The following is a 22,101-nucleotide window of genomic DNA, read 5'->3' as shown; positions in this document are numbered from 1 at the left end:
GGTGGCGCGCCTTTTTTTGTCTCGTCCCGGGTGATCCGGCTCGCTTTGCCCTGCGTCAGCCTCGTCGTGCCGGCAGGGTGTCGCCGATATGGGCGACCAGGTAGTCCAGGAAGCGGTGCACCTTGGCCGAGCGGTGGCGATGCTGGGGGTAGACGGCCCACACGGCGGTGTCGCCGTGGCGATAGGCGTCGAGCACGCTGATCAGCTCGCCGCGGGCCAGGTGTTCCTCGACGTAGTAGTCCGGTAGCTGGGCCAGCCCCAGGCCCTTGAGCGCCGCGTCGAGCAGTGCCGGCCCGGAGTTGCCGCTCAGCGGGCCGTCGACGCGGATGTCGCGGCGCACGCCGTCGACGTCGAAGCGCCAGTAGTCCCGCGAGCCGACCAGACAGCGGTGGCGCGACAGCTCCGAGAGGCTGTGGGGCTGGGCGACGCGGGTGAAGTAGGCGGGCGCGCCGACCACGTACTCGCGCCGTTCGCACAGGCGCCGGGCGATCAGCGAGGAGTCCTGCAACCGGCCCATGCGGATGGCGATGTCGAAACCCTCGTCGATGATGTCCACCTGACGGTTGGTGAAGTGCATGCGTACCTCGAGCCGGGGGTTGGCGCACATGAAGTCATGCACCAGCGGCGCGATGAAGCGTTCACCGAAGGTGGTGGCGCAGGTCAGGCTCAGCAGGCCGGTGGGGGTGTCCTGCAGTTCCTTGACCGCGGTCTCGGCCTCGCGGAAGCCCTCGAACAGGTGCTGGCAGTGCTGGTAGTAGAGCCGCCCGGCCTCGGTGAGGCGAATCCGTCGCGTGGTGCGATAGAGCAGGGTGGTGCCCAGCTGATTCTCCAGCTGACTGACCAGCCGGCTGACGTGGGAGCTCGAGACCTTTAGGCGTTCGGCGGCGGCCTTGAAGGCGCCCAGGCGTACGACCTCGATGAAGGCCTCGACGCGGTCCCAGCGTTGCATGCGGTGTGTCCTCCGGTGGTGGTGCGCTGGATTGTTGTCAGGTGGCAACAATGTCATGCGTTTAGTGCAGTTTATCCGAGTATGCGGTCTTGCCTAGACTGTGGGAAGGCCAACCCCATTGAGAGGAATGAACCATGAAGTCACGCGCCGCCGTCGCCCTGGAAGCGGGCAAGCCCCTCGAGCTGACCGAGATCGACGTCGAAGGCCCGAAGGCCGGCGAAGTGCTGGTGCGCATGGCCGCCACCAGCGTCTGCCACACCGACGCCTTCACCCTGTCCGGCGCCGATCCGGAAGGCCTGTTCCCGTCCGTGCTGGGCCACGAGGGCGCCGGCGTCGTCGAGGAAGTGGGCGAGGGCGTCACCGGCCTCAAGCCCGGTGACCACGTCATCCCGCTCTATACCGCCGAGTGCGGCAAGTGCAAGTTCTGCCTGTCCGGCAAGACCAACCTGTGCCAGGCGGTCCGCGCCACCCAGGGCAAGGGCGTGATGCCCGACGGCGCCAGCCGCTTCTCCCTCGACGGCCAGAAGCTGCATCACTACATGGGCTGCTCCACCTTCAGCGAATACACCGTGGTGCCCGAGGTGTCCCTGGCCGTGGTCTCCAAGGAAGCGCCGCTGGACAAGATCTGCCTGCTGGGCTGCGGCGTGACCACCGGCATTGGCGCGGTCATGAACACCGCCAAGGTCGAGCCGGGCTCCACCGTGGCCGTATTCGGTCTCGGCGCCATCGGTCTGGCCGTGATCCAGGGCGCGGTCATGGCCAAGGCCAGCCGCATCATCGCCATCGACGTGAACCCGGAGAAGTTCGAGCTGGCCAAGCAGTTCGGCGCCACCGAATTCGTCAATCCGAAGGACTACAGTGACTCCATCCAGCAGGTCATCGTCGACATGACCGATGGTGGCGTCGACTACTCCTTCGAGTGCATCGGCAACGTCAACGTCATGCGTTCGGCCCTGGAGTGCTGCCACAAGGGCTGGGGCGAGTCCGTGATCATCGGCGTCGCCGGCGCCGGCGAGGAGATCTCCACGCGTCCGTTCCAGCTGGTCACCGGTCGGGTCTGGAAAGGCTCCGCCTTCGGCGGCGTCAAGGGCCGCACCGAGCTGCCGGGCTACGTCGATCGCTACATGAAGGGCGAGCTGAACATCGACGACTTCATCACTCACGACATGCCGTTCGAGAAGATCAACGAGGCCTTCGAGCTGCTGCACAAGGGCGAGAGCATCCGCACCGTGCTGCACTACTGATCAACGCGCCCGCTGCCGGGCGCAGGGCTCGACACGCGCCGGCTGCCGCATCGAGGGCTCGACGCGTGCCCGCCCACAGGCGGATGACGTGAGTCCGATCACCGCGGCAGCGGCAGTGCACGCCCTGTCTTCGGTGCCGGGTGTCGCGAATGCGACGCCCGGCCTCTCTCGAACCCCATGAGGAGTCGCTCATGACCATGACCGAACAGCTCGAGCTGGTCTCGGCCAACCGCAGCTTCGGCGGCTGGCACAAGCGCTATCGCCATCGCTCCAGGGCGTTGGACTGCGAGATGACCTTCGCCATCTACCTGCCGCCCCAGGCGGAGACCGAGCGGGTCCCGCTGCTGTGGTGGCTGTCGGGACTGACCTGCACCGACGAGAACTTCATGCAGAAGGCCGGCGCCCAGCGCCTGGCCGCGGAGCTCGGCATCGCTATCGTCTGCCCGGATACCAGCCCCCGCGGGCTGAATCTGCCCGGCGAGGACGACAGCTACGACTTCGGCTCCGGCGCGGGCTTCTACGTCAACGCCACCCAGGCGCCGTGGAAGGACCACTACCGGATGTACGACTACGTGGCCGAGGAGCTGCCCTCGGTGGTGCGTCAGCACTTCCCGGTCAATGGTCGCGAGGCCATCAGCGGTCACTCCATGGGCGGCCACGGGGCACTGATCCTGGCCCTGCGTCGTCCAGGGCACTACCGCTCGGTGTCGGCCTTCGCGCCGGTGGTCAACCCGGCCCAGTGCCCCTGGGGCCGCAAGGCCTTCGGCAACTACCTGGGCGAGGACGTCAGCCAGTGGACCCAGTACGACGCCTGCGAGCTGGTGGCGCGCGGCGCCTCCCGCCAGCCGTTGTTCATCGACCAGGGTGAGGCCGACAATTTCCTCGAGGAACAGCTGTGCCCCGAGCGCCTGGAGGCGGTGTGCGCCGAGCACGACCATCCGCTGACCCTGCGTCGTCAGCCGGGCTATGACCACAGCTACTTCTTCATCGCCAGCTTCATCGACGACCACCTGCGCTACCACGCCGAGCATCTTCACGCTCAGCACTGAGTCGCGCCGGGACCTGTCGGCCGGGTCGCTCAGCGGCCCGCAGCGCGCCGCCTCCTCGAGGCGGCGCCTGTCGTTCCTGCCTTCCGTGTTCCTTGGCGACGTTTTCATGCCTGTGTGCGACTCATTGTCGTGATGTACCGGGAGAACGCCTCCCGATAGGCAAATTTGACATGCCAGAAAACGACACAGCCGGTAAATTTCGAAGCGTGCATGCCTGTCCGCGACAGGCGGGCCTCCAGGGCAAATGCCCCTGCCTGACTCGACAATAACGATGACAACACCACCGTGCTGGAGTATGGACGATGACAAGCGCTCCTCAGACCTCGCGTCATGCCGCCGGGCCCCAGACGCTCGGCTTCCTGTTGCTGGATAACTTCACTCTCATCTCGCTGGCCTCGGCCATCGAACCCCTGCGCATGGCCAATCAGCTGGCCGGGCGCGAGCTCTATCGCTGGTACACCCTGACCCTCGATGGCGGCCCGGTGCGTGCCAGCGACGGCCTGCAGATCACCCCCGACGCCTCCACCACCGTGCCGCTGGCGCTGGACATGGTGATCGTCTGCGGCGGCGTGGGCCCGCAGCGCAGCGTGCAGCGCGAGCACGTCGCCTGGCTGCAGTCCGAGGCACGCCATTCGCGCCGCCTGGGCGCCGTCTGCACCGGTTCCTGGGCCCTGGCCCGCGCCGGGCTGCTCGACGGCTTCGAGGCCAGCGTGCACTGGGAATGCCTGGCCGCCATGCAGGAGGCTTTCCCCAAGGTCTCGCTGACCACGCGGCTGTTCTCCATCGACCGCGACCGGGCCACCGCCTCGGGCGGCACGGCGCCGATGGACATGATGCTGACCCTGATCGGCCGCGACCACGGCCGCGAGCTGGCCGCCGGCATCTCCGAGATGTTCATCTACGACCGCGTGCGCAACGAGCAGGACCAGCAGCGGGTGCCGCTCAAGCACGTGCTGGGGACCACCCAGCCGCGGCTGCTGGAGATCGTCGCGCTGATGGAGGCCAACCTCGAGGAGCCGATCAGCCTCGACGAGCTGGCCGGCTACGTGAACGTGTCGCGGCGCCAGCTGGAGCGGCTGTTCCAGAAGAACCTGCACTGCTCGCCGTCGCGCTACTACCTCAAGCTGCGTCTGACCCGGGCCCGGCAGCTGCTCAAGCAGACGCCGATGTCGATCATCGAGGTGGCCTCGGCCTGCGGCTTCGTCTCCACGCCGCACTTCTCCAAGTGCTACCGCGAGTACTTCGGCATTCCGCCCCGCGACGAACGTCTGGGCTCCAGCGCTGTGGACCTGGTGCCGGTGCAGCTGGGCCAGGATGCCGCCGTCATGCTACAGTCCGCCTCTTTCGAGTCGGTGCCCGACACGCCGGTGTCCGCGGCCATGAGCGCCCTGGACCAGGCCCGGGGGGAGCCGACCTATGCCAGCGTCAGGCTGAGTTAGCGCCTGGCGCCGGGAGGGCGCATCCCCATCCTCGGGGAGTGCGCCCCTGACGAAGTGCCGGGCGGAGGTCGATGCGAAACGGATGGCGATGGCTGGCGCGGGCCCTGGGGCTCGCGCTGCTCGGCGGGATCGGGCTGAGCGTGCTGGCGGTGCTGATGTTCCGGGTGGTGCCGGTGGGCGGCTCCATGGTGATGCTCGAGCGCAAGGTACAGGCCTGGCGCGACGGCGATTCGCTGGAGATCCGCCAGGACTGGCGCCCGTGGAGCCAGCTGCCCGACAGCGCCAAGCTGGCGGTGATCGCCGCCGAAGACCAGCGCTTCCCCGAGCATCACGGCTTCGACCTGGTCGAGCTGCGCCGCGCCGTCGAGGCCAGCCTCAACGGCGGCGACCTGCGCGGCGCCAGCACCCTCAGCCAGCAGACCGCCAAGAACCTCTTCCTGTGGACCGGCCGCAGCTGGGTGCGCAAGGGCCTGGAGGCCTGGTTCACCCTGCTGATCGAGACGCTCTGGCCCAAGGAGCGCATTCTCGAGGTCTATCTCAATATCGCCGAGTGGGACGACGGAGTCTTCGGTCTCGAGGCCGCCTCCCGCCATTACTTCGGCGTACCGGCGTCGCGTCTGAGCAATGCCCAGGCCAGCCGGCTGGCCGCCATCCTGCCCAATCCCCGTGGCTGGAATGCCTCGCGCCCCAGCGGCTACGTGTTGCAGCGCAGCGCCTGGATCCGCGGGCAGATGCGCAATCTCGGCGGTGCCGCCTACCTCGAGCGTCTCTGACGCGACACCGATTTCCCGGCGTGTCGCGATCGCGACGGGCGTGACGCTTTTGGAATTTTCCCGGTCGTTTCTAGGCGCCGGGGCCCGCAGGGCGGGGGATATGCTGCCGGCGTGACCATGCGCTACCACGGAGCCCCCCGCCATGACCCCTTCCGAGCTGCACCAGGACGCCATCGTTATCGATGGTCTCGTTATCGCCAAGTGGAACCGCGAGCTGTTCGAGGACATGCGCAAGGGCGGCCTGACTGCCGCCAACTGCACCGTGTCCGTCTGGGAAGGCTTCCAGGCCACCGTCGACAACATCGTCAAGACCGACGCCCTGATGGCCGAGTCCAGCGACCTGGTGCGTCCGGTGCGCACCACCGCGGATATCACCCGGGCCAAGGAAGAGGGCAAGACCGGCATCATCTACGGCTTCCAGAACGCCCATGCGTTCGAGGACCAGATCGGCTACGTCGAGATCTTCAAGAAGCTCGGCGTGGGCATCGTGCAGATGTGCTACAACACCCAGAACCTGGTCGGCACCGGCTGCTACGAGCGTGACGGCGGCCTGTCCGGCTTCGGCCGCGAGATCGTCGCCGAGATGAACCGCGTCGGCATCATGTGCGACCTCTCCCACGTCGGCGAGAACACCTCCCGCGAGGTGATCGAGGCGTCCGAGAAGCCGGTCTGCTACTCCCACTGCCTGCCGTCCGGCCTCAAGGAACACCCGCGCAACAAGTCCGACGAAGAGCTCAAGTTCATCGCCGACAACGGCGGCTTCGTCGGCGTGACTATGTTCACGCCCTTCCTCCGTGCCGGCGTCGACGCCACCGTCGACGACTACGTCGAGGCCATCGAGTACGTGATGAACATCGTCGGCGAGGATGCCATCGGCATCGGCACCGACTTCACTCAGGGTCACGACAAGCAGTTCTTCGAGTGGCTGACCCACGACAAGGGCTACGCCCGTCGCCTGACCAACTTCGGCAAGATCATCAACCCCGAGGGCATTCGCACCATCGGCGAATTCCCCAACCTCACCGAGGCGCTGCTGAAGCGCGGCCTGAGCGAGCGCCAGGTGCGCAAGATCATGGGTGAGAACTGGGTCAATGTCCTGAAGGACGTCTGGGGCGAGTGAGCCCTCCGCGCCGGGCCGCGGCCCGGCGCCATCCGTGAATGTCACTGCCGCTCGACGCCGCTTGCCAACAGCCAACAACGCCCGAAGCCGCGCCTGCGAGCCCATTGAAGCCCGATAATAATCAGCAAGATTCGAGGAATAAGATCGTGACCAAGATGGCCCCTGAACTGCCGATCGAAGTGGATGCCGATACCGGCATCTGGACCACCGACGCCCTGCCGATGCTGTACGTGCCGCGTCACTTCTTCATCAACAACCACGTCGCCGTGGAAGAGGCCCTGGGCGCCGAGAAGTACGCCGAGATCCTCTACGATGCCGGCTACAAGAGCGCCTGGCACTGGTGCGAGAAGGAGGCCGAATGCCACGGCCTCGAGGGCGTCGACGTCTTCGAACACTACATGAAGCGCCTCTCCCAGCGCGGCTGGGGGCTGTTCATCACCGAGGACATCGACCTAGACGCCGGTACCTGCCGCGTGCGCCTCGAGCACAGCGCCTTCGTCTATCAGATGGGCAAGGTCGGCCGGAAGATCGAATACATGTTCACCGGCTGGTTCGCCGGCGCCATGGACCAGATCCTCGCCGCCCGCGGCAGCGATCTGCGCACCGTCGCCGAGCAGACCCAGAGCGGCGCCGAAGAAGGCTGCGACGTCGGCGTCTTCGTGACCCGTCCGATCGCCGACATCTCGAACAACGCACAGGGCTGAGGAGGCATCACCCATGGCATTCGACGCGATCTTCCAGCCGATCGAGATCGGCAACCTCACCATTCGCAACCGCGTGGTCAGCACCGCCCACGCCGAGGTCTACGCGACCGACGGCGGCATGACCACCGACCGCTACGTCAAGTACTACGAAGAGAAGGCCAAGGGCGGCTGCGGCCTGTGCATCTGCGGCGGCTCCTCGGTGGTCTCCATCGACAGCCCGCAGGCCTGGTGGAGCTCGGTGAACCTGGCCACCGACCGCATCATTCCGCACTTCCAGAATCTGGCCGACGCCGTGCACAAGCACGGCGGCAAGATCATGATCCAGATCACCCACATGGGTCGTCGCTCGCGCTGGGATGGCTTCAACTGGTCGACCCTGCTGTCGCCGTCCGGCATCCGCGAGCCGGTGCACCGCTCCACCTGCAAGACCATCGAGGAGGAGGAGATCTGGCGCATCATCGGTGACTTCGCCCAGGCCGCACGCCGGGCGAAGGAAGGCGGCCTGGACGGCGTCGAGCTGTCCGCCGTGCACCAGCACCTGATCGACCAGTTCTGGAGCCCGCGCGTCAACAAGCGGACCGACCAGTGGGGCGGCAGCTTCGAGAACCGCATGCGCTTCGGCATGGAAGTGCTCAAGGCCGTGCGCGCCGAGGTCGGCGACGACTTCACGGTCGGCCTGCGCATCTGCGGCGACGAGTTCCACCCGGACGGCCTGTCGCACGACGACATGAAGCAGATCGCCGCCTACTACGATGCCACCGGCCAGGTGGACTTCTTCGGCGTGGTCGGCTCGGGCTGCGACACCCACGACACCCTGGCCAACGTCATCCCCAACATGTCCTTCCCGCCGGAGCCGTTCCTGCACCTGGCGGCGGGCATCAAGGAAGTGGTCTCCAAGCCGGTGATCCACGCCCAGAACATCAAGGACCCGAACCAGGCCAGCCGCATCCTCGAGGGTGGCTACGTGGACCTGGTGGGCATGACCCGCGCGCACATCGCCGATCCGCACCTGATCACCAAGATCAAGATGGATCAGGTCGACCAGATCAAGCAGTGCGTCGGCGCCAACTACTGCATCGACCGCCAGTACCAAGGTCTGGACGTGCTGTGCATCCAGAACGCCGCGACCTCCCGCGAGTACATGGGCCTGCCGCACATCATCGAGCAGACCGAAGGCAAGAAGCGCAAGGTCGTGGTGGTCGGCGGTGGCCCAGGCGGCATGGAAGCGGCCCGCGTGGCCGCCGAGCGTGGCCATGACGTGACCCTGTTCGAGGCCTCCGAGGCCATCGGCGGGCAGATCACCACCGCCGCCAAGGCGCCGCAGCGCGACCAGATCGCCGGCATCACTCGCTGGTACCAGCTCGAGCTGGCCCGCCTCAACGTCGACCAGCGCCTCGGCACCTACGCCGACGAGGCCACCATCAAGGACCTCAAGGCCGACATCGTGGTGCTGGCCACCGGCGGTCAGCCGTACCTGGACCAGTATCCCGAGTGGGGCTACTCCGAGAATCCCGAGGAGAGCCTGATCGTCAGCACCTGGGACGTGCTCAACGGCAAGGTCGAGCCGGGCAAGAACGTGCTGATCTACGACGCCCTGTGCGAGTTCGCCGGCATGTCTGCGGCCGACTACCTGGCCGACAAGGGCGCCAAGGTCGAGATCGTCACCGACGACATCAAGCCCGGTGCGGCGGTCGGCGGCACCACCTTCCCGACCTACTACCGCAGCCTCTACGAGAAGGAGGTGATCATGACCTCCGACCTGATGCTGCATAAGGTCTATCGCGAGGGCGATTCCCTGGTGGCGGTGCTCGAGAACGAGTACACCGGCCAGCAGGAGGAGCGCGTGGTCGATCAGATCGTGGTCGAGAACGGCGTGCGTCCGGACGAGGACCTCTACTACGCGCTCAAGCAGGAGTCGCGCAACAAGGGCCAGGTGGATCTCGAGGCGCTGTACGACATCAAGCCGCAGCCCTGCCTGAGCGAGGACGGCGACGGCTTCCTGCTGTTCCGTCTGGGCGACTGCACCGCGCCGCGCAACACCCATGCCGCGATCTACGACGCCCTGCGCCTCTGCAAGGACTTCTGACGGCGCCCGGGGAACCACGGAAGGGGAGGGCTCGGTGCATGCCTCGCGGCCGCACCGGGCCTCGGTCGAACACCCTCGGTCACGGCGCGGAACGGCCCTCGGGCCCCCGCGCCGTTGTCGAGCCCTCCGCCGGTTGCCGGCCCGGGTTCCCCGCCCGTGTGGATCACTTCCGCTGACAGCTTAAAGCTACGGCTCTCGATATGAGGTGAGCGTCATGCTCGATATCCTATTGCCGATCCTGATCTTCGCCGCGCTGGGCCTGGCGGCGATCGGCGTCGTCCGGCGCGTGCGCCTTTGGCGCCAGGGGCGTCCCTCACCCGTGCCGCTGGTCAAGGGGCTGGCCTCCGTGCCGCGGCGCTACCTGGTCGACCTGCACCACGTGGTCGCCCGCGACAAGGTCATGTCCAACACCCACGTGGCCACCGCCGGCGGCTTCGTCGCCGCGGCGGTGCTGATGGTCCTGGTGCACGGCCTGGGCCTGGCCCAAGGCGTGCTCGGCTGGGTGCTGCTGGCCGCCAGTGCCACCATGTTCGTCGGCAGCTGCTTCGTGGCTCGCCGCCGCCGCAATCCACCGTCCCGGCTCTCCAAGGGCCCGTGGATGCGCCTGCCCAAGAGCCTGATGGCCTTCTCGCTGAGCGTCTTCGCCATCACCCTGCCCGCCGTGGGCCTGCTGCCCGAGGACTTCGGCAGCTGGGTGCTGGCGCTGGCGCTGTCCGCCGTGCTGGTCTGGGGCCTGGGCGAGATGGTCTTCGGCATGGCCTGGGGCGGGCCGATGAAGCACGCCTTCGCCGGCGCCCTGCATCTGGCCTTCCACCGTCGCGCCGAGCGCTTCGGCGAGGGCAACCGTTCCACCGGCCTCAAGGCCCTGAACCTGGACGACGAGAACGCCACCCTGGGCGTCGAGAAGCCCAGCGACTTCACCTGGAACCAGCTGCTCGGCTTCGACGCCTGCGTGCAGTGCGGCCGCTGCGAGGCCATGTGTCCGGCCTTCGCCGCCGGCCAGCCGCTCAATCCCAAGAAGCTGATCCAGGACATGGTCGTCGGCATGGCCGGCGGCAGCGATGCCCACTATGCCGGCAGCCCCTATCCGGGCCAGCCGGTGGGCGAGCATCAAGGCACGCCTCACGGCCCGATCGTGGCCCGCGAGGGCAAGGCCCTGGTGGATGCCGAGACCCTGTGGTCCTGCACCACCTGCCGCGCCTGCGTCGAGGAGTGCCCGATGATGATCGAGCACGTCGATGCCATCGTCGACATGCGGCGCTTCCTGACCCTCGAGCACGGCAATACCCCCAACAAGGGGCCCGAGGTGCTCGACAACCTGATCGCCACCGACAATCCGGGTGGCTTCGCCCCCGACGCCCGCATGCACTGGGCCGCCGACCTCGAGCTGCCGCTGATGGCGGATCGCGGCGAGGCCGAGGTGCTGCTGTGGCTGGGCGACGGCGCCTACGACATGCGCAACCAGCGCACCCTGCGCTCGCTGGTCAAGGTGCTGCGCGCCGCCGACGTCGACTTCGCGGTGCTCGGCAACGAGGAGCGCGACAGCGGCGACGTGGCCCGGCGCCTGGGCGATGAAGCGACCTTCCAGAGCCTGGCGAAGCGCAACATCGCCACCCTGTCGAAGTACCGCTTCCAGCGCATCGTCACCTGTGACCCGCACAGCTTCCACGTGCTCGGCAACGAGTACGGCGAGCTGGGTGGTCACTACGAGGTGCGGCACCACAGCACCTACATCGCCGAGCTGTACGAGGCCGGTCGCCTGCACTTCAAGCCCTGGAAGGGCGGCGGCGTGACCTATCACGATCCCTGCTACCTGGGCCGCTACAACGGCGAGTACGAGGCCCCGCGCAACGTGCTCAAGGCGCTCGGCATCGAAGTCGCCGAGATGGAGCGCTCCGGCTTCCGCTCCCGCTGCTGCGGTGGTGGCGGCGGTGCGCCGATCACCGACATCCCCGGTGAGCGCCGGATTCCCGACATGCGCATGAACGACGTGGGCGAGACCGGCGCCGAGCTGGTGGCCGTGGGCTGCCCGCAGTGCACCGCGATGCTTGAGGGCGTGGTCGATGCCACCGCCGAGGTGCGTGACATTGCCGAACTGGTCGCCAACGCGCTGACCGAGGCGCCCGAGGCGTCCTCCGGCGCGGCCCAGCAATCATCGAATCGGCCCCAGGCCGTGGAGGTGGCGTGATGAGCGATATCGTCCGTCGCGATCCGCGCAAGGATTGGATCGCCCGTAACCGGCTGCACCCGCAGCATCTGGAAGTCCTGGCCGAGCTCGGCCAGGGCGCGGCCAGCGAGTGGGTGGGACCCGCGGGCATCGTCCGCCGCAATCCGCACGCGGTGGGCTTCATGGGCCCCAATGGCCTCAAGCGCATCGACCGCAGCGGCGTCCAGCAGGGTGCCGGCGGCGGCGGAGCCGCCAAGACGACCGCCCAGAGCAAGCCGCTGGTCGAGATCGAATCGCCGGCCTTCCTGGTGGCGGTGGTGCCGGACATGGCCGGCGGCCGCCTCTCCGGCCATGACCGTGACCTGCTGGGCCTGGCACGGCAGCTGGCCGACGCCGACCCGGATGCCCGGGGTGCGGTGCTGGCGGTGGTCTACGGCGAGCACAAGGAAGACGGCTTCGGCGAAGCCGGCGTCGACCGCCTGCTGACCCTCGACGATCCCCGCTTCGACGGCTTCGCCCCGGAGGCCCGCCTCGGCGCGCTGCTGGCGGTGGAGGAGGCCTGGACGCCGCGCCACTGGCTGGTGCCGGACTCCAAGCTCGGCGGCGCCGATCTGGGCCGCCGCCTGGCGGCGCGTCTCGGCGAGCGCCCCGCCACCGGCGTGTGGCAGCTCGAGCCCGACGCCGATGCCGAACTGGGCTGGCAGTGCACCGCCCGCGGCGCGGCGGCCACCATCGACATCCAGCGGCCGCTGCCGCGCATCACCCTGGCGCTCGAGGAATGCGCCGAGCCGGTCGACGACAACCGTCACGCCGCCGAGGCGCTGAGCCTGCCCCAGGAGCTGCCGTCGCCGATCTCGCGCATCGAGGATCTGGGCCAGGTGCCGGTGGACCCGTCGGGCGTGGCGCTGGCCGAGGCCGAGTTCATCCTTTCCGCCGGCAACGGCATCCGCGACTGGGATGGCTTCCACACCGCCGCCGAGGTGCTCGGCGCCACGGAAGGGGCATCTCGTGTCGCCGTGGATGACGGCTTCATGGCGCGCGATCGCCAGGTCGGGGCCACCGGTACCTGGGTCACCGCCCGGGTCTACGTGGCGGTCGGCATCAGCGGCGCCATCCAGCACCTGCAGGGGATCCAGACCTGCGACAAGGTGGTGGCGATCAACATGGACCCCGGCTGCGACATGATCAAGCGCGCCGATCTGGCGGTCATCGGCGATTCGGCCGAGGTACTCGGCTCGCTGGTGGCCATGGTCAAGCAGCAACGAGAGGAGAAGCGCGATGCGGCCTGAAGCCCAAGCCGATGCCTCGCTGGAGATCACCGTGCTGGTCTCCGTGGGGCGTCACCCCGTCACCGGTCGCGCGCGCCGCGCCGACCAGGACGCCCGGGCGGTGGAGCTGGCCCGCGGCGTGGCCGACGCCAGTGTCCAGCTGCTGCATGCCGGCGGCAAGGAGGCGGACAGCGAGCCGGCCCTGCGCGGCTACCTGGGCATGGGCTTCGATGCCCTGACCCTGGTCGAGCAGCCCGAGGGCACCGACGTGCTGCCCGCGCTCGCCGAGGCGCTCGATGCGGCGCCGCCGCAGCTGGTCATCACCGGCGAGCGCGCCGAGCAGGGCGAAGGCTCCGGCCTGCTGCCCTACCTGCTCGCCGAGCGCCTGGGCTGGCCGGTGGTCAGCGGCCTGGCGGCGGTGGAGAGCGTCGAGAACGGCGTCGCGACCCTGCTGCAGGCGCTGCCGCGCGGCCAGCGTCGCCGGCTCAAGGTGCGCCTGCCGGCCATCGTCACGGTCGATGGCGCGGCCCCGGCGCCGCGTCAGAGCGCCTACGGCCCGGCCCGTCGTGGCCACCTGGCCGCGGTGCCCGGCAGCGTGACCGTGGACGAGGCCTGGGCGAGCTGGGAGACCCAGCCGGCCCGCAAGCGGCCCAAGCGCCTGAAGATCGTCAAGGCCGCCTCGGCCCGCGACCGCTTCAAGGCCGCGGCCGCCAAGGCCGAGGGCGGCGGTGGCCAGGTGCTCACCGACGTGACCGCGGAGGAAGGCGCGGAAGCGATCCTCAAGCTGTTGAAGGAAGAGGGCGTGCTGCGCTAGCCGCAGCGTCTCTCGCCAGGTACCAAAGCAAAAAGCCCCGGTCACCGACCGGGGCTTTTTACGTGGCGCGGAGCGCGCGACTCAGATCTGCTGGCTGGCGCTGGTGAAGCCCATCAGCGAGATGTTCAGATCGCGGCGACTGCCGCGCGGGTCGATCAGGCTCAGGGTGGCGTTGCTGCCGCCGCGCAGCTGCTGCATCAGCGACGGTTCCAGCGGCAGGTCGGCGCGGCAGCCCGGCTGGTCGCAGACCTGATAGGGGAAGGGCACGCCTTCGCCGCCGTCCACGCTCAGCTGCAGGCCCGGCGCCAGGCGCACGCCCAGCGGCAGCAGGAAGGTCATGATCGGCACTTCGGCCTGGGGCGGCTGGGCGATGATCACGCGCATCACCGGCTGGTCGTCGTCCGGGTTGGTGACCAGTTGGGTCATGCTGCACGGGCCGCTCTGGGCGTCGGTGGGGCAGCGCACTTCCCAGCTCTGGTACTGCTCGCTCTCGAAGTTGCCGCCCTGGCCGGACATGCTGGTCTGGGCGAGGGCCGAAGACGCCAGCGGCAGCAGGCACAGCAGGCCGATCAGGCCCGACACGAGTCGTTTGGACATTGGGGTTCTTTCTCCTGACGGTTGAGACGGTTTGACGCTCGTGGCCCCGGACGCCGAGCGGTGCCCGGGCATGGTGCTACCACCATGCCCGTAACCGGCGGCAAGGTCGAGCCCCCGCGGGGCCGCAACGGGGAAACGGTAAGCAGGAACGCCGACGCCCCCGGCGGGAAGTCCCGGCCGGGGGCGTCGGTGTCGTTCAGCGAGGGGTCAGGCGGTCCGGGCGAGGCCCAGGGCGTGTTCCTCGCGCAGGCTCTTGACCAGCCCCACGGCCATCACCAGCAGCACCAGGGTGAAGGGCAGGCCGGTGGCCACGGCGCCGGCCTGGAGGGCGCCCAGGGCCTTGTCACCGCCGCCGTAGAGCAGCACGCCGGCGATCACGCCTTCCAGGGTGGCCCAGAACACCCGCTGGGTGCGCGGGGCGTCGACCTTGCCGCCGGCGGTGATGTTGTCGATCACCAGCGAGCCCGAATCGGAGGAGGTGATGAAGAACACCAGCACCAGCACGATGGCCATGGTCGAGGTCAGCGTGGTCAGCGGCAGGTGCTCGAGCATCTGGAACATTGCCAGCGAGACCTCGCCGATGCCATCGGACAGCGCACCGACGCCGCCGGCGGCCTGGGCCAGGGCGTTGCCGCCGAAGGCGCTCATCCACACGATCGTCACCAGCGTCGGGACCAGCAGCACCGCCATCAGGAACTCGCGCACGGTGCGGCCGCGGGAGACGCGGGCGATGAACATGCCGACGAACGGCGACCAGGAGATCCACCAGGCCCAGTAGAACACCGTCCAGCCGTGGAACCAGGTGTCATCTTCGCGGCCGACCCAGTTGGACAGCGGTACCAGGTGAGTCAGGTAGGCCACGCTGGTGTCCCACAGGCCGTTGACGAACAGCATGGTGGAGCCGGTGATCACCACGAACAGCAGCAGCAGCAGGGCGATCACCATGTTGATGTTGGAAAACAGCTTGACCCCGCCGTCGATGCCGCGCCACACGGAGAACAGTGCCACGGCGGTGACCGCCACGATGATGGCGATCTGGGTGCCCAGGGTATTGGGCACGTCGAACAGGTAGTTGAGACCGCCGGCGGCCTGGGAGGCGCCGAAGCCCAGCGAGGTGGCCAGGCCGAAGATGGTGGCCAGTACCGCCAGGATGTCCACCAGATGGCCGATCCAGCCGCGGGTGTGTTCGCCCAGCAGCGGCGTGAAGGCCGAGCGCAGGGTCAGTGGCAGGCCGCGGTTGTAGGCGAAGAAAGCCAGCGACAGGCCGACCACGCCGTAGATCGCCCAGGGGTGCAGGCCCCAGTGGAACATGGTGGCGCCCATGGCGGCGGTCGCGCCCTCCGGGGTCCGGGCGGCGACGTCGAGGGGCGTGCCGTACCAGTCGGTGTAGTAGGCGACCGGCTCGGCCACGCTCCAGAACATCAGGCCGATGCCCATGCCGGCGGCGAACAGCATGCTGAACCAGGACACCAGCGAGTGATCGGGGCGGGCGTCGGCCCCGCCCAGGCGAATCCGCCCCAGCGGCAGCACGATCAGCGCCAGGCACAGCACCACGAACACGTTGCCGGCGATCATGAACAGCCAGTCGAAGTGCTCGATGGCGAAGCCGCGCGCCGCGCCCAGCTGGGTGTTGGCGGCGTCGGGGTAGACCAGGGCGTAGAGAATGAAGCCGAGAATGGCCAGGGCGGAGAGGGGGAAGACGGGATTGTGGAAATCCAGCCCCAGTAACTGCTTGTTGTCCTGCCCGGGTGACAGGACAGGATCGTCATCATGAGTCATGCGTATTCCTCGGTTGTTATTGTGTGCCGCCACGGGCGGCGCCGATCATTCTTGTCGCCGAGGCGGGTCGAGGAGTGTCGTGAAAGCGACCTGCAGCTATGCGTCGACAGCATGTGGTCGAAGGGGGTCGCGGATGGATATGGCGAGGCCGCTCGCGGAGCGTTCCGGCCATGCAGGAGGGGTAGGGTCGTGGTGACGGTCTTGTACCGTGAGTCCACAAAAACCATGAAGGAAGCCAGCCACATGAGTTCAAACAACCGCGGAGTCGTCTACAAGGGCCCGGGCCAGGTCGCCGTCGAGTCCATCGCCTACCCGGAACTTGCCCTCGGCAATCGCAAGTGCGAACACGGCGTGATCCTCAAGGTCGTCACCACCAACATCTGTGGCAGCGACCAGCACATGGTGCGCGGTCGTACCACCGCCCCGGAAGGTCTGGTGCTGGGTCACGAGATCACCGGCATCGTGGTCGAGTGCGGTCGCGACGTCGAATTCCTGAGCCCGGGCGACATGGTCTCGGTGCCGTTCAACATCGCCTGTGGCCGCTGCCGCAACTGCAAGTCCGGCCAGACCGGGATCTGCCTGAACGTCAACCCGTCACGCCCGGGCGCGGCCTACGGCTATGTCGACATGGGCGGCTGGGTCGGCGGCCAGACCGAATACGTCATGGTCCCCTACGCCGACTTCAACCTGCTGAAGTTCCCGGACGCCGATCAGGCCATGGAGAAGATCAAGGACCTGACGCTGCTGTCCGACATCTTCCCGACCGGCTTCCACGGCTGTGTCACCGCCGGCGTCGGCCCGGGCTCCACCGTCTACATCGCCGGTGCCGGTCCGGTCGGTCTGGCCGCCGCGGTCTCCGCCCAGCTGCTGGGTGCCGCCTGCGTCATCGTCGGCGACATGATCGAGGAGCGTCTGGCCCAGGCCCGCAGCTTCGGGTGCGAGACCATCGACCTGACCGAAGACGGCGACATGGCCGACAAGATCGAGGTCATCCTCGGCGAGCGCGAGGTCGATGCCTTCGTCGACTGCGTCGGCTTCGAGGCCCACGCCTGCGGCTGCAACCACGGCCAGGAAGCGCCGGCCGCGGTGCTGAACTCCGCCATGTCGGTGACCCGCGCCGGCGGCCAGATCGGCATCCCCGGTCTGTACGTGACCGAGGACCCGGGCTCTGCCGACGCCGCCGCCCAGCAGGGCAGCCTGAGCATGCGCTTCGGCCTCGGTTGGGCCAAGTCGCACAGCTTCCACACCGGCCAGTGCCCGGTGATGAAGTATCACCGTCCGCTGATGCAGGCGATCCTGTTCGGCAAGGTCAACATCGCCGACGCGGTCAACGTGCAGATGATCAGCCTGGACGAGGCGCCGCAGGGCTACGCCGACTTCGATGGCGGGGCGGCCAAGAAATTCGTCATGGACCCGCACGGCAGCGTGGCGGCCTGAGACGTTGCGGTATGAGAGGCCATCAGGCTCTCTTCATGACGGCGCCCTTCGGGGCGCCGTCATGCGTTGGAAGGGGGGGGGTGAACGGTGGCGAGCGGTTTCGCCTGGGGGAGCGCCGGCATTGCGGGCGACGTCGCGCGGTGCCAATCTTGAGGCTAGCCGAAGATCAAGAACAGGAGGAATCCACCATGATGATCGTCGACCTGATCGACGGGGATGATTTCCGCGACCGTCTGGTGGCGTTGGACATTCATGTCCCCGCGGATGCCAGTCCCGAGACCTGCGCCCATCTGGCGCGGCTCAAGCATAACGAGGTGGGCGTGCCGGGGCTCGAGGCCCTGGTCCGCGAGCTGATGGCCCAGAGCGACGTGATGCTGCCCGCGGTGCGCGAGGCCATCGAGCAGCATCTGATGGAGCTGCCGAACGGAGAGGGTGAGTCGGCCTGAGGGCCTTCGACGCCGGACTCTCGAGTCGCCGAACGCACGCGCCCCGCCCGGATGTCCGGGCGGGGCGCGTTGGTGTCTGGCCGACGCGACGGCATTCGATGCGACGATAAAAAAAGGACCCGCCGAGGCGGGTCCTTGCGATGGCGCGCTCGACCGGAGGCGAGATCAGCCGTTGGCGAGCTGCAGGTCGGGCTGGCTGTGGCCCAGGTTCTCCAGCATGCGCTCGCTGTACCAGTTGATGAAGTCGATGACGCCATACTCGTAGGTCTCGGAGTACGGACCCGGCTGGTAGCTCTTGGAGTTGATGCCGCGCTGGTTTTCCTCGGCCAGGCGGCGGTCCTGGTCGTTGGTGGCGTCCCAGACCTTGCGCATCTGCTCCGGATCGTAGTCGACGCCTTCCACGGCGTCCTTGTGCACCAGCCACTTGGTGGTCACCACGGTACGCTGCGGGCCGAGCGGCAGGACCCGGAAGACGAGGGCATGGTCGCCCATGAAGTGGTTCCAGGAGTTCGGCAGGTGCAGGATGCGCAGCGAGCCCAGGTCGGCGCTCTGCAGTTGGCCCATCAGCTTCTGGCAGGCGCGCTTGCCGTCCATGGTCATCGACTCGGCGCCGTCCAGCAGCGGGGTGCGGGTCAGGCGGTTGCGACGATCCAGACGGGTCAGCTTGTAGGGTACGCACTGAGCTTCCCAGTCGGCCTGCTTGCGCGCGACCAGCTCCTTGTAGGCCGGGGTGGCGCGGGGATCGTCGGTGTCGTCGAACTCCTGCAGGGAGTTGAGCAGCTCCGGGTGCGCGCCGTTGCAGTGGTAGCACTCGCGGTTATTCTCGAGCACCAGCTTCCAGTTGCACTGCTCGACGATGCTGGATTCCACGGCGACCTTGAGGTTTTCCATGTCGTAAGGCGCCAGGTAGTGGTCCAGCGTCTCGAGGAAACCGTCGATCTCCGGGGCCTCGTCGGCCAGGCTGACGAAGATGAAGCCGCCGCCGGTGCGCACTTGAACCGGCTTGAGGCCGTGATCGGCGAGGTTGAACTCCTGGCCCATCTCGGTGCCGGCGAACAGCAGGCGGCCGTCCAGCTCGTAGGTCCACTGGTGGTAGGGGCAGACCAGCTTGGCGACCTTGCCCTTGTCGGTCACGCACAGGCGCGATCCGCGGTGGCGGCAGACGTTGTGGAAGGCGTGCACTTCACCGTCGTTGCCGCGCACGATCACCACCGGGTTGTCACCGACCTCCAGGGTCATGAAATTGCCCTTGGCCGGAATCTCGGAGGTCATGCCCGCGAACAGCCACTCCTTCTCGAAGATTTCCTGCATGTCGAGGGCGAACAGCCGCTCGTCGTTGTAGAACGGCTGCGGCAGCGAGTAGTTGTGCTGACGCTCCTTCAGCATCTCGGCGGTGGCCTCGCGTGCCGGGGCCAGGGGGTCATCCAGACGGGCAGGTGACAGTGAATCCATGGTGGGACGCTTCCTCATTGCTGGGCTGCTGTGACAGCCTCGGGATTGTTGAAATGCGGGCCAAGGTCTAGCGAATTCACGCCCCGGTGGGGCCGCGGCGGGTGAGGTGAGTTTGAAACAGCGTCTGGAGGGGGAGTTGTCCACTGACGACGCGTGGCGATGCAACAGCGACCAGGGGGTGTGATAAATGTCCTGCCGATGGACGTGATGGGCATGACCATGTCGTTGACAGACAAGTGGGGGCGCGCGGGGGTGCGCAAAATTCTGCCAACGGCAGGCGGTGTCTCCGCCGTCGGACCGCGAGCTTCACGCTGCAGCCCCAGGCGACCCCCAGGCGATACAATCATGACAATGAATTTTCTTAATCCCGTCAATCCCGTCACCACCCAGACCTGGACCAACGGCCGCCACCAGGTGCGTTGCGTCAAGGTGATCCAGGAGACCTGGGATACTCGCACCTTCTGCTTCATGGCCGAGCAGCCGGTGATGTTCTTCTTCAAGCCGGGACAGTTCGTGACCCTGGAGCTGGAGATCGACGGCGAGCAGGTGATGCGCTCCTACACCATCTCCAGCTCACCGTCCGTGCCCTACAGCTTCTCGATCACCGTCAAGCGCATGCCGGGCGGCGTGGTCTCCAACTGGCTGCACGACAACCTAAAGGTCAACGACGAGCTGGCCGTGCACGGTCCGGTCGGCAAGTTCAACATCATCGACTACCCGGCGGAGAAGTATCTGATGCTCTCCGGCGGTGTGGGCATCACCCCGCTGATGTCGATGGTGCGCTGGCTGTTCGACACCAACGCCGCCGTGGACCTGCAGTTCGTGCACAGTTCGCGTACGCCCCGGGACATCATCTTCCACCGTGAGCTGGAGCATATCTTCTCGCGGATCCCCGAGTTCAAGCTGCACATCGTCTGCGAGCGCAGCGACGAGCTGGGCGAGGCCTGGGCCGGTTTCCGCGGCTACCTCAGCCAGGCGATGCTGGAGCTGATGGCGCCGGACTTCATGGATCGCGAGATATTCTGCTGTGGTCCGACCCCGTACATGAACGCGGTCAAGCGCCTGCTCCAGGAAAACGGCTTCGACATGAGCCGCTACCACGAGGAAGCCTTCGGCGCCACGCCGGTGGACGTCCAGGAGGAGGTCATCGAGAACGTGGAGCAGGCCGAGGCCGAGGCCGAGGAGCTCGACGTCTCCGACATGCTGAGCGTCGAGTTCAGCAGCACCGGCAAGAGCGTGCGCATCCAGCCCACCGAGACCGTGCACACCGCCGCTGCCAAGCTGGGCCTGCATATCCCGAAGGCCTGCGGCATGGGCATCTGCGGCACCTGCCGCGTGGCCGTGACCGAGGGCGAGGTCGAGATGGAGCACAACGGCGGCATCACCGACGAGGACGTCGCCGAGGGCTACATCCTGTCCTGCTGCAGCACGCCCAAGACCAACCTGGTCGTGGATTACTGAGGCAGACGCGCACGTCGTGGAGGCGTATGTCGCTTACGCGAATGTCTCTCGACGCGAAGCGCCCCGGGCCATGGCCTGGGGCGCTTGCGTTTGAGGTCTCTCGTGCTTGACCTCAGCGCTCGACGATGGCGCTGCCGTCGCTGACCCGCTCGCCGGGATAGCGGATCACCCGCTGGCCCGCCTCCAGGCCGTCGCGGATCTGCACCGCCAGATCGTTGCGTGCGCCGATCGTGACCGTCTGGCGCCGCGCCTCGCCGTCATCGGCGACGAACACCGCCCAGTCGTCGCCGTCGCGGAACAGCGCGCCGAGCGGCACCTGCAGCACCTCGCCCTCGAACAGCACGATGCCGACGTCGACTCGATAGTCGTGGCCGAGGCGCTCCCAGCGTGCCGGCGGGTCGCTCAGGTCGAGCACCACGTCGACTCGCTGTTCCTCGATGCCCAGCGCCGACACGCGAGTCACGCCCAGCGGCTCGATGCGGCGCACCCTGGCTGCCAGCTCGGGGCCGCCCCAGCCGCCGAGGATGGCCGCCTGACCCGGCGAGACGCGCACCGCGTCCTCGGAGAGCAGGTCGACCACCACTTCCAGGTCGGCCGGATCGCCGATCTCCATCAGCGGGGTGCCGGCGCCGACGATGCCGGCGCTGCGTCGCAGCACGCGCAGCACCACGCCGTGGGTCGGCGAGGTGACGGTCACACACTCGCAGCTGGCCTGACGGGCCTCGAGCTCCAGCGGCGATAGCAGCTGGACGGCGGCCCGCTCCAGCTCGTGTTCGCGGACCGCCAGCGCGGCCTCGCTGCGGGTCAGCTCGGCGCTGGCCACGCGGAAGGCCCGTTCGGCGTCCTCGAGGGCCCGGCGGGCCAGGCTCTGTTCCTCGGCCAGGCGTCGGGCCCGGTCGAGTTCGCGACGGGCGAAGGCCAGGTCCGCCGCCGCCCGCTCGCGCTCGGCGGCCGCCAGGTCCCGGGTCGAGCGCGCGGCCTCGAGAGCGGCGCGCTGCTCGGCCAGGCGTCGCGCGTCGAGCAGCGCGGGCGGGGCGGTGTCGATGGTGGCCAGCACCGTGCGGTCGGCCTCGACCGGGTCGCCGGCGTCGACGTCGATGCGCCGCAGCCGCCCGGCCACCGGCGCATCCAGGGTGAACACCTCGCGTACCCGGGTCATGCCTTCCTCGTCGACGGTGACGCGCAGCGGCGCGACCTCGGCGATGGCGAGATCCACCGGCACCGGCTGCGGGCGCAGGGCGACGCCGATGCCGACGGCCAGCAGCGCCAGCAGCGTTCCCCACAGCAGTCCTCGGCGTCCCTTCACGTCCATGGCG

The 22,101-nt window shown here is 68.0% G+C and carries 18 protein-coding genes; 13 read left to right on the top strand and 5 right to left on the bottom strand.

Translation table 11 applies throughout. The features are described from left to right. Window positions 1-55: 55 nt before the first annotated feature. Entirely contained in the window at window positions 56-949 is an 894-nt protein-coding gene (locus tag QWG60_RS13025) for a LysR family transcriptional regulator (protein WP_035597916.1), read from the bottom strand. Window positions 950-1,083: 134 nt separating this feature from the next. Here QWG60_RS13025 and QWG60_RS13020 point away from each other — a divergent pair, with 134 nt between their 5' ends. The 10 genes from QWG60_RS13020 to etfB all read left to right on the top strand — a co-directional run bounded on the left by QWG60_RS13020 (window position 1,084) and on the right by etfB (window position 13,613). Next, window positions 1,084-2,193 (top strand): S-(hydroxymethyl)glutathione dehydrogenase/class III alcohol dehydrogenase, encoded by a 1,110-nt coding sequence (locus QWG60_RS13020; RefSeq protein ID WP_146908479.1) that lies wholly within the window; start codon window positions 1,084-1,086, stop codon window positions 2,191-2,193. Window positions 2,194-2,384: 191 nt separating this feature from the next. Continuing rightward, on the top strand, window positions 2,385-3,242 hold the full coding sequence (gene fghA, locus QWG60_RS13015) for an S-formylglutathione hydrolase (protein WP_046078195.1): 858 nt from the start codon (window positions 2,385-2,387) through the stop codon (window positions 3,240-3,242). A 302-nt stretch (window positions 3,243-3,544) separates the two neighbouring features. Then, a complete protein-coding gene (gbdR, locus tag QWG60_RS13010) occupies window positions 3,545-4,681 on the top strand; it encodes a choline metabolism transcriptional regulator GbdR (protein ID WP_035597931.1) in 1,137 nt (378 codons plus the stop codon). Between the two features lie 71 nt (window positions 4,682-4,752). Further along, on the top strand, window positions 4,753-5,454 hold the full coding sequence (gene mtgA, locus QWG60_RS13005; protein ID WP_046078194.1) for a monofunctional biosynthetic peptidoglycan transglycosylase: 702 nt from the start codon (window positions 4,753-4,755) through the stop codon (window positions 5,452-5,454). Window positions 5,455-5,596: 142 nt separating this feature from the next. Beyond that, window positions 5,597-6,574, top strand: a complete 978-nt coding sequence (locus QWG60_RS13000) for a dipeptidase (protein WP_035597939.1) — start codon at window positions 5,597-5,599, stop codon at window positions 6,572-6,574. A 146-nt stretch (window positions 6,575-6,720) separates the two neighbouring features. Continuing rightward, a complete protein-coding gene (locus QWG60_RS12995) occupies window positions 6,721-7,278 on the top strand; it encodes a DUF5943 domain-containing protein (protein ID WP_016853728.1) in 558 nt (185 codons plus the stop codon). 13 nt (window positions 7,279-7,291) lie between these two features. Then, window positions 7,292-9,364, top strand: a complete 2,073-nt coding sequence (dgcA, locus tag QWG60_RS12990) for a dimethylglycine demethylation protein DgcA (protein ID WP_046078193.1) — start codon at window positions 7,292-7,294, stop codon at window positions 9,362-9,364. 214 nt (window positions 9,365-9,578) lie between these two features. Continuing rightward, window positions 9,579-11,552, top strand: coding sequence for a (Fe-S)-binding protein (locus tag QWG60_RS12985; RefSeq protein ID WP_046078192.1), 1,974 nt, complete (start codon window positions 9,579-9,581; stop codon window positions 11,550-11,552). Then, window positions 11,552-12,820 carry an electron transfer flavoprotein subunit alpha gene (gene etfA / locus QWG60_RS12980; protein ID WP_107181551.1) on the top strand — a complete coding sequence of 423 codons (1,269 nt, stop codon included), beginning with the start codon at window positions 11,552-11,554 and terminating at the stop codon, window positions 12,818-12,820. The genes QWG60_RS12985 and etfA overlap by 1 nt, the downstream gene beginning before the upstream one ends. Beyond that, entirely contained in the window at window positions 12,810-13,613 is an 804-nt protein-coding gene (gene etfB / locus QWG60_RS12975) for an electron transfer flavoprotein subunit beta (RefSeq protein ID WP_107181552.1), read from the top strand. Before etfA ends, etfB begins: the two co-directional genes overlap by 11 nt. Window positions 13,614-13,694: 81 nt before the next feature. Here etfB and QWG60_RS12970 read toward each other — a convergent pair whose 3' ends face one another. Together QWG60_RS12970 and QWG60_RS12965 are read right to left on the bottom strand one after the other, a co-directional pair. Further along, on the bottom strand, window positions 13,695-14,210 hold the full coding sequence (locus tag QWG60_RS12970; RefSeq protein WP_046078189.1) for an invasion associated locus B family protein: 516 nt from the start codon (window positions 14,208-14,210) through the stop codon (window positions 13,695-13,697). A 207-nt stretch (window positions 14,211-14,417) separates the two neighbouring features. Continuing rightward, window positions 14,418-15,989 carry a BCCT family transporter gene (locus QWG60_RS12965; RefSeq protein ID WP_107181553.1) on the bottom strand — a complete coding sequence of 524 codons (1,572 nt, stop codon included), beginning with the start codon at window positions 15,987-15,989 and terminating at the stop codon, window positions 14,418-14,420. Window positions 15,990-16,232: 243 nt separating this feature from the next. On the opposite strand from QWG60_RS12965, the gene fdhA reads away from it, so the two are divergent. Next, the gene (gene fdhA, locus QWG60_RS12960) at window positions 16,233-17,426 is read left to right on the top strand and encodes a formaldehyde dehydrogenase, glutathione-independent (RefSeq protein ID WP_107181554.1); all 1,194 of its coding nucleotides are present in this window, start codon (window positions 16,233-16,235) and stop codon (window positions 17,424-17,426) included. A 188-nt stretch (window positions 17,427-17,614) separates the two neighbouring features. After that, the gene (locus QWG60_RS12955; RefSeq protein ID WP_046078186.1) at window positions 17,615-17,872 is read left to right on the top strand and encodes a hypothetical protein; all 258 of its coding nucleotides are present in this window, start codon (window positions 17,615-17,617) and stop codon (window positions 17,870-17,872) included. A gap of 165 nt (window positions 17,873-18,037) precedes the next feature. Here the strand turns inward: QWG60_RS12955 and QWG60_RS12950 are convergent, their stop codons facing one another. Then, entirely contained in the window at window positions 18,038-19,324 is a 1,287-nt protein-coding gene (locus tag QWG60_RS12950) for an aromatic ring-hydroxylating oxygenase subunit alpha (RefSeq protein WP_146908476.1), read from the bottom strand. A gap of 345 nt (window positions 19,325-19,669) precedes the next feature. Between QWG60_RS12950 and QWG60_RS12945 the strand changes: the two genes are divergently transcribed. Continuing rightward, complete coding sequence (locus tag QWG60_RS12945) at window positions 19,670-20,785, top strand: hybrid-cluster NAD(P)-dependent oxidoreductase (RefSeq protein ID WP_035597962.1); 1,116 nt, start codon at window positions 19,670-19,672, stop codon at window positions 20,783-20,785. Between the two features lie 112 nt (window positions 20,786-20,897). On the opposite strand, the gene QWG60_RS12940 is transcribed toward QWG60_RS12945, so the two are convergent. Next, window positions 20,898-22,097, bottom strand: coding sequence for an efflux RND transporter periplasmic adaptor subunit (locus QWG60_RS12940; RefSeq protein ID WP_107181556.1), 1,200 nt, complete (start codon window positions 22,095-22,097; stop codon window positions 20,898-20,900). Window positions 22,098-22,101 lie beyond the last annotated feature (4 nt).

This window comes from Halomonas halophila (assembly GCF_030406665.1).
Classification (GTDB): domain Bacteria; phylum Pseudomonadota; class Gammaproteobacteria; order Pseudomonadales; family Halomonadaceae; genus Halomonas; species Halomonas halophila.
The sequence above is the reverse complement of the archived record's forward strand: the minus strand, read 5'-3'. Positions and strand labels throughout refer to the sequence as shown.

Coding starts and splice junctions, on each gene's coding strand:
- QWG60_RS12970 (WP_046078189.1), bottom strand. CDS start 14,210: ATGTCCAAACGACTCGTGTCGGGCCTGATCGGCCTGCTGTGCCTGCTG.
- QWG60_RS13025 (WP_035597916.1), bottom strand. CDS start 949: ATGCAACGCTGGGACCGCGTCGAGGCCTTCATCGAGGTCGTACGCCTG.
- etfB (WP_107181552.1), top strand. CDS start 12,810: ATGCGGCCTGAAGCCCAAGCCGATGCCTCGCTGGAGATCACCGTGCTG.
- etfA (WP_107181551.1), top strand. CDS start 11,552: ATGAGCGATATCGTCCGTCGCGATCCGCGCAAGGATTGGATCGCCCGT.
- dgcA (WP_046078193.1), top strand. CDS start 7,292: ATGGCATTCGACGCGATCTTCCAGCCGATCGAGATCGGCAACCTCACC.
- QWG60_RS12965 (WP_107181553.1), bottom strand. CDS start 15,989: ATGACTCATGATGACGATCCTGTCCTGTCACCCGGGCAGGACAACAAG.
- fghA (WP_046078195.1), top strand. CDS start 2,385: ATGACCATGACCGAACAGCTCGAGCTGGTCTCGGCCAACCGCAGCTTC.
- QWG60_RS12955 (WP_046078186.1), top strand. CDS start 17,615: ATGATGATCGTCGACCTGATCGACGGGGATGATTTCCGCGACCGTCTG.
- QWG60_RS13000 (WP_035597939.1), top strand. CDS start 5,597: ATGACCCCTTCCGAGCTGCACCAGGACGCCATCGTTATCGATGGTCTC.
- QWG60_RS13020 (WP_146908479.1), top strand. CDS start 1,084: ATGAAGTCACGCGCCGCCGTCGCCCTGGAAGCGGGCAAGCCCCTCGAG.
- QWG60_RS12940 (WP_107181556.1), bottom strand. CDS start 22,097: ATGGACGTGAAGGGACGCCGAGGACTGCTGTGGGGAACGCTGCTGGCG.
- mtgA (WP_046078194.1), top strand. CDS start 4,753: ATGCGAAACGGATGGCGATGGCTGGCGCGGGCCCTGGGGCTCGCGCTG.
- fdhA (WP_107181554.1), top strand. CDS start 16,233: ATGAGTTCAAACAACCGCGGAGTCGTCTACAAGGGCCCGGGCCAGGTC.
- QWG60_RS12950 (WP_146908476.1), bottom strand. CDS start 19,324: ATGGATTCACTGTCACCTGCCCGTCTGGATGACCCCCTGGCCCCGGCA.
- QWG60_RS12945 (WP_035597962.1), top strand. CDS start 19,670: ATGACAATGAATTTTCTTAATCCCGTCAATCCCGTCACCACCCAGACC.
- gbdR (WP_035597931.1), top strand. CDS start 3,545: ATGACAAGCGCTCCTCAGACCTCGCGTCATGCCGCCGGGCCCCAGACG.
- QWG60_RS12985 (WP_046078192.1), top strand. CDS start 9,579: ATGCTCGATATCCTATTGCCGATCCTGATCTTCGCCGCGCTGGGCCTG.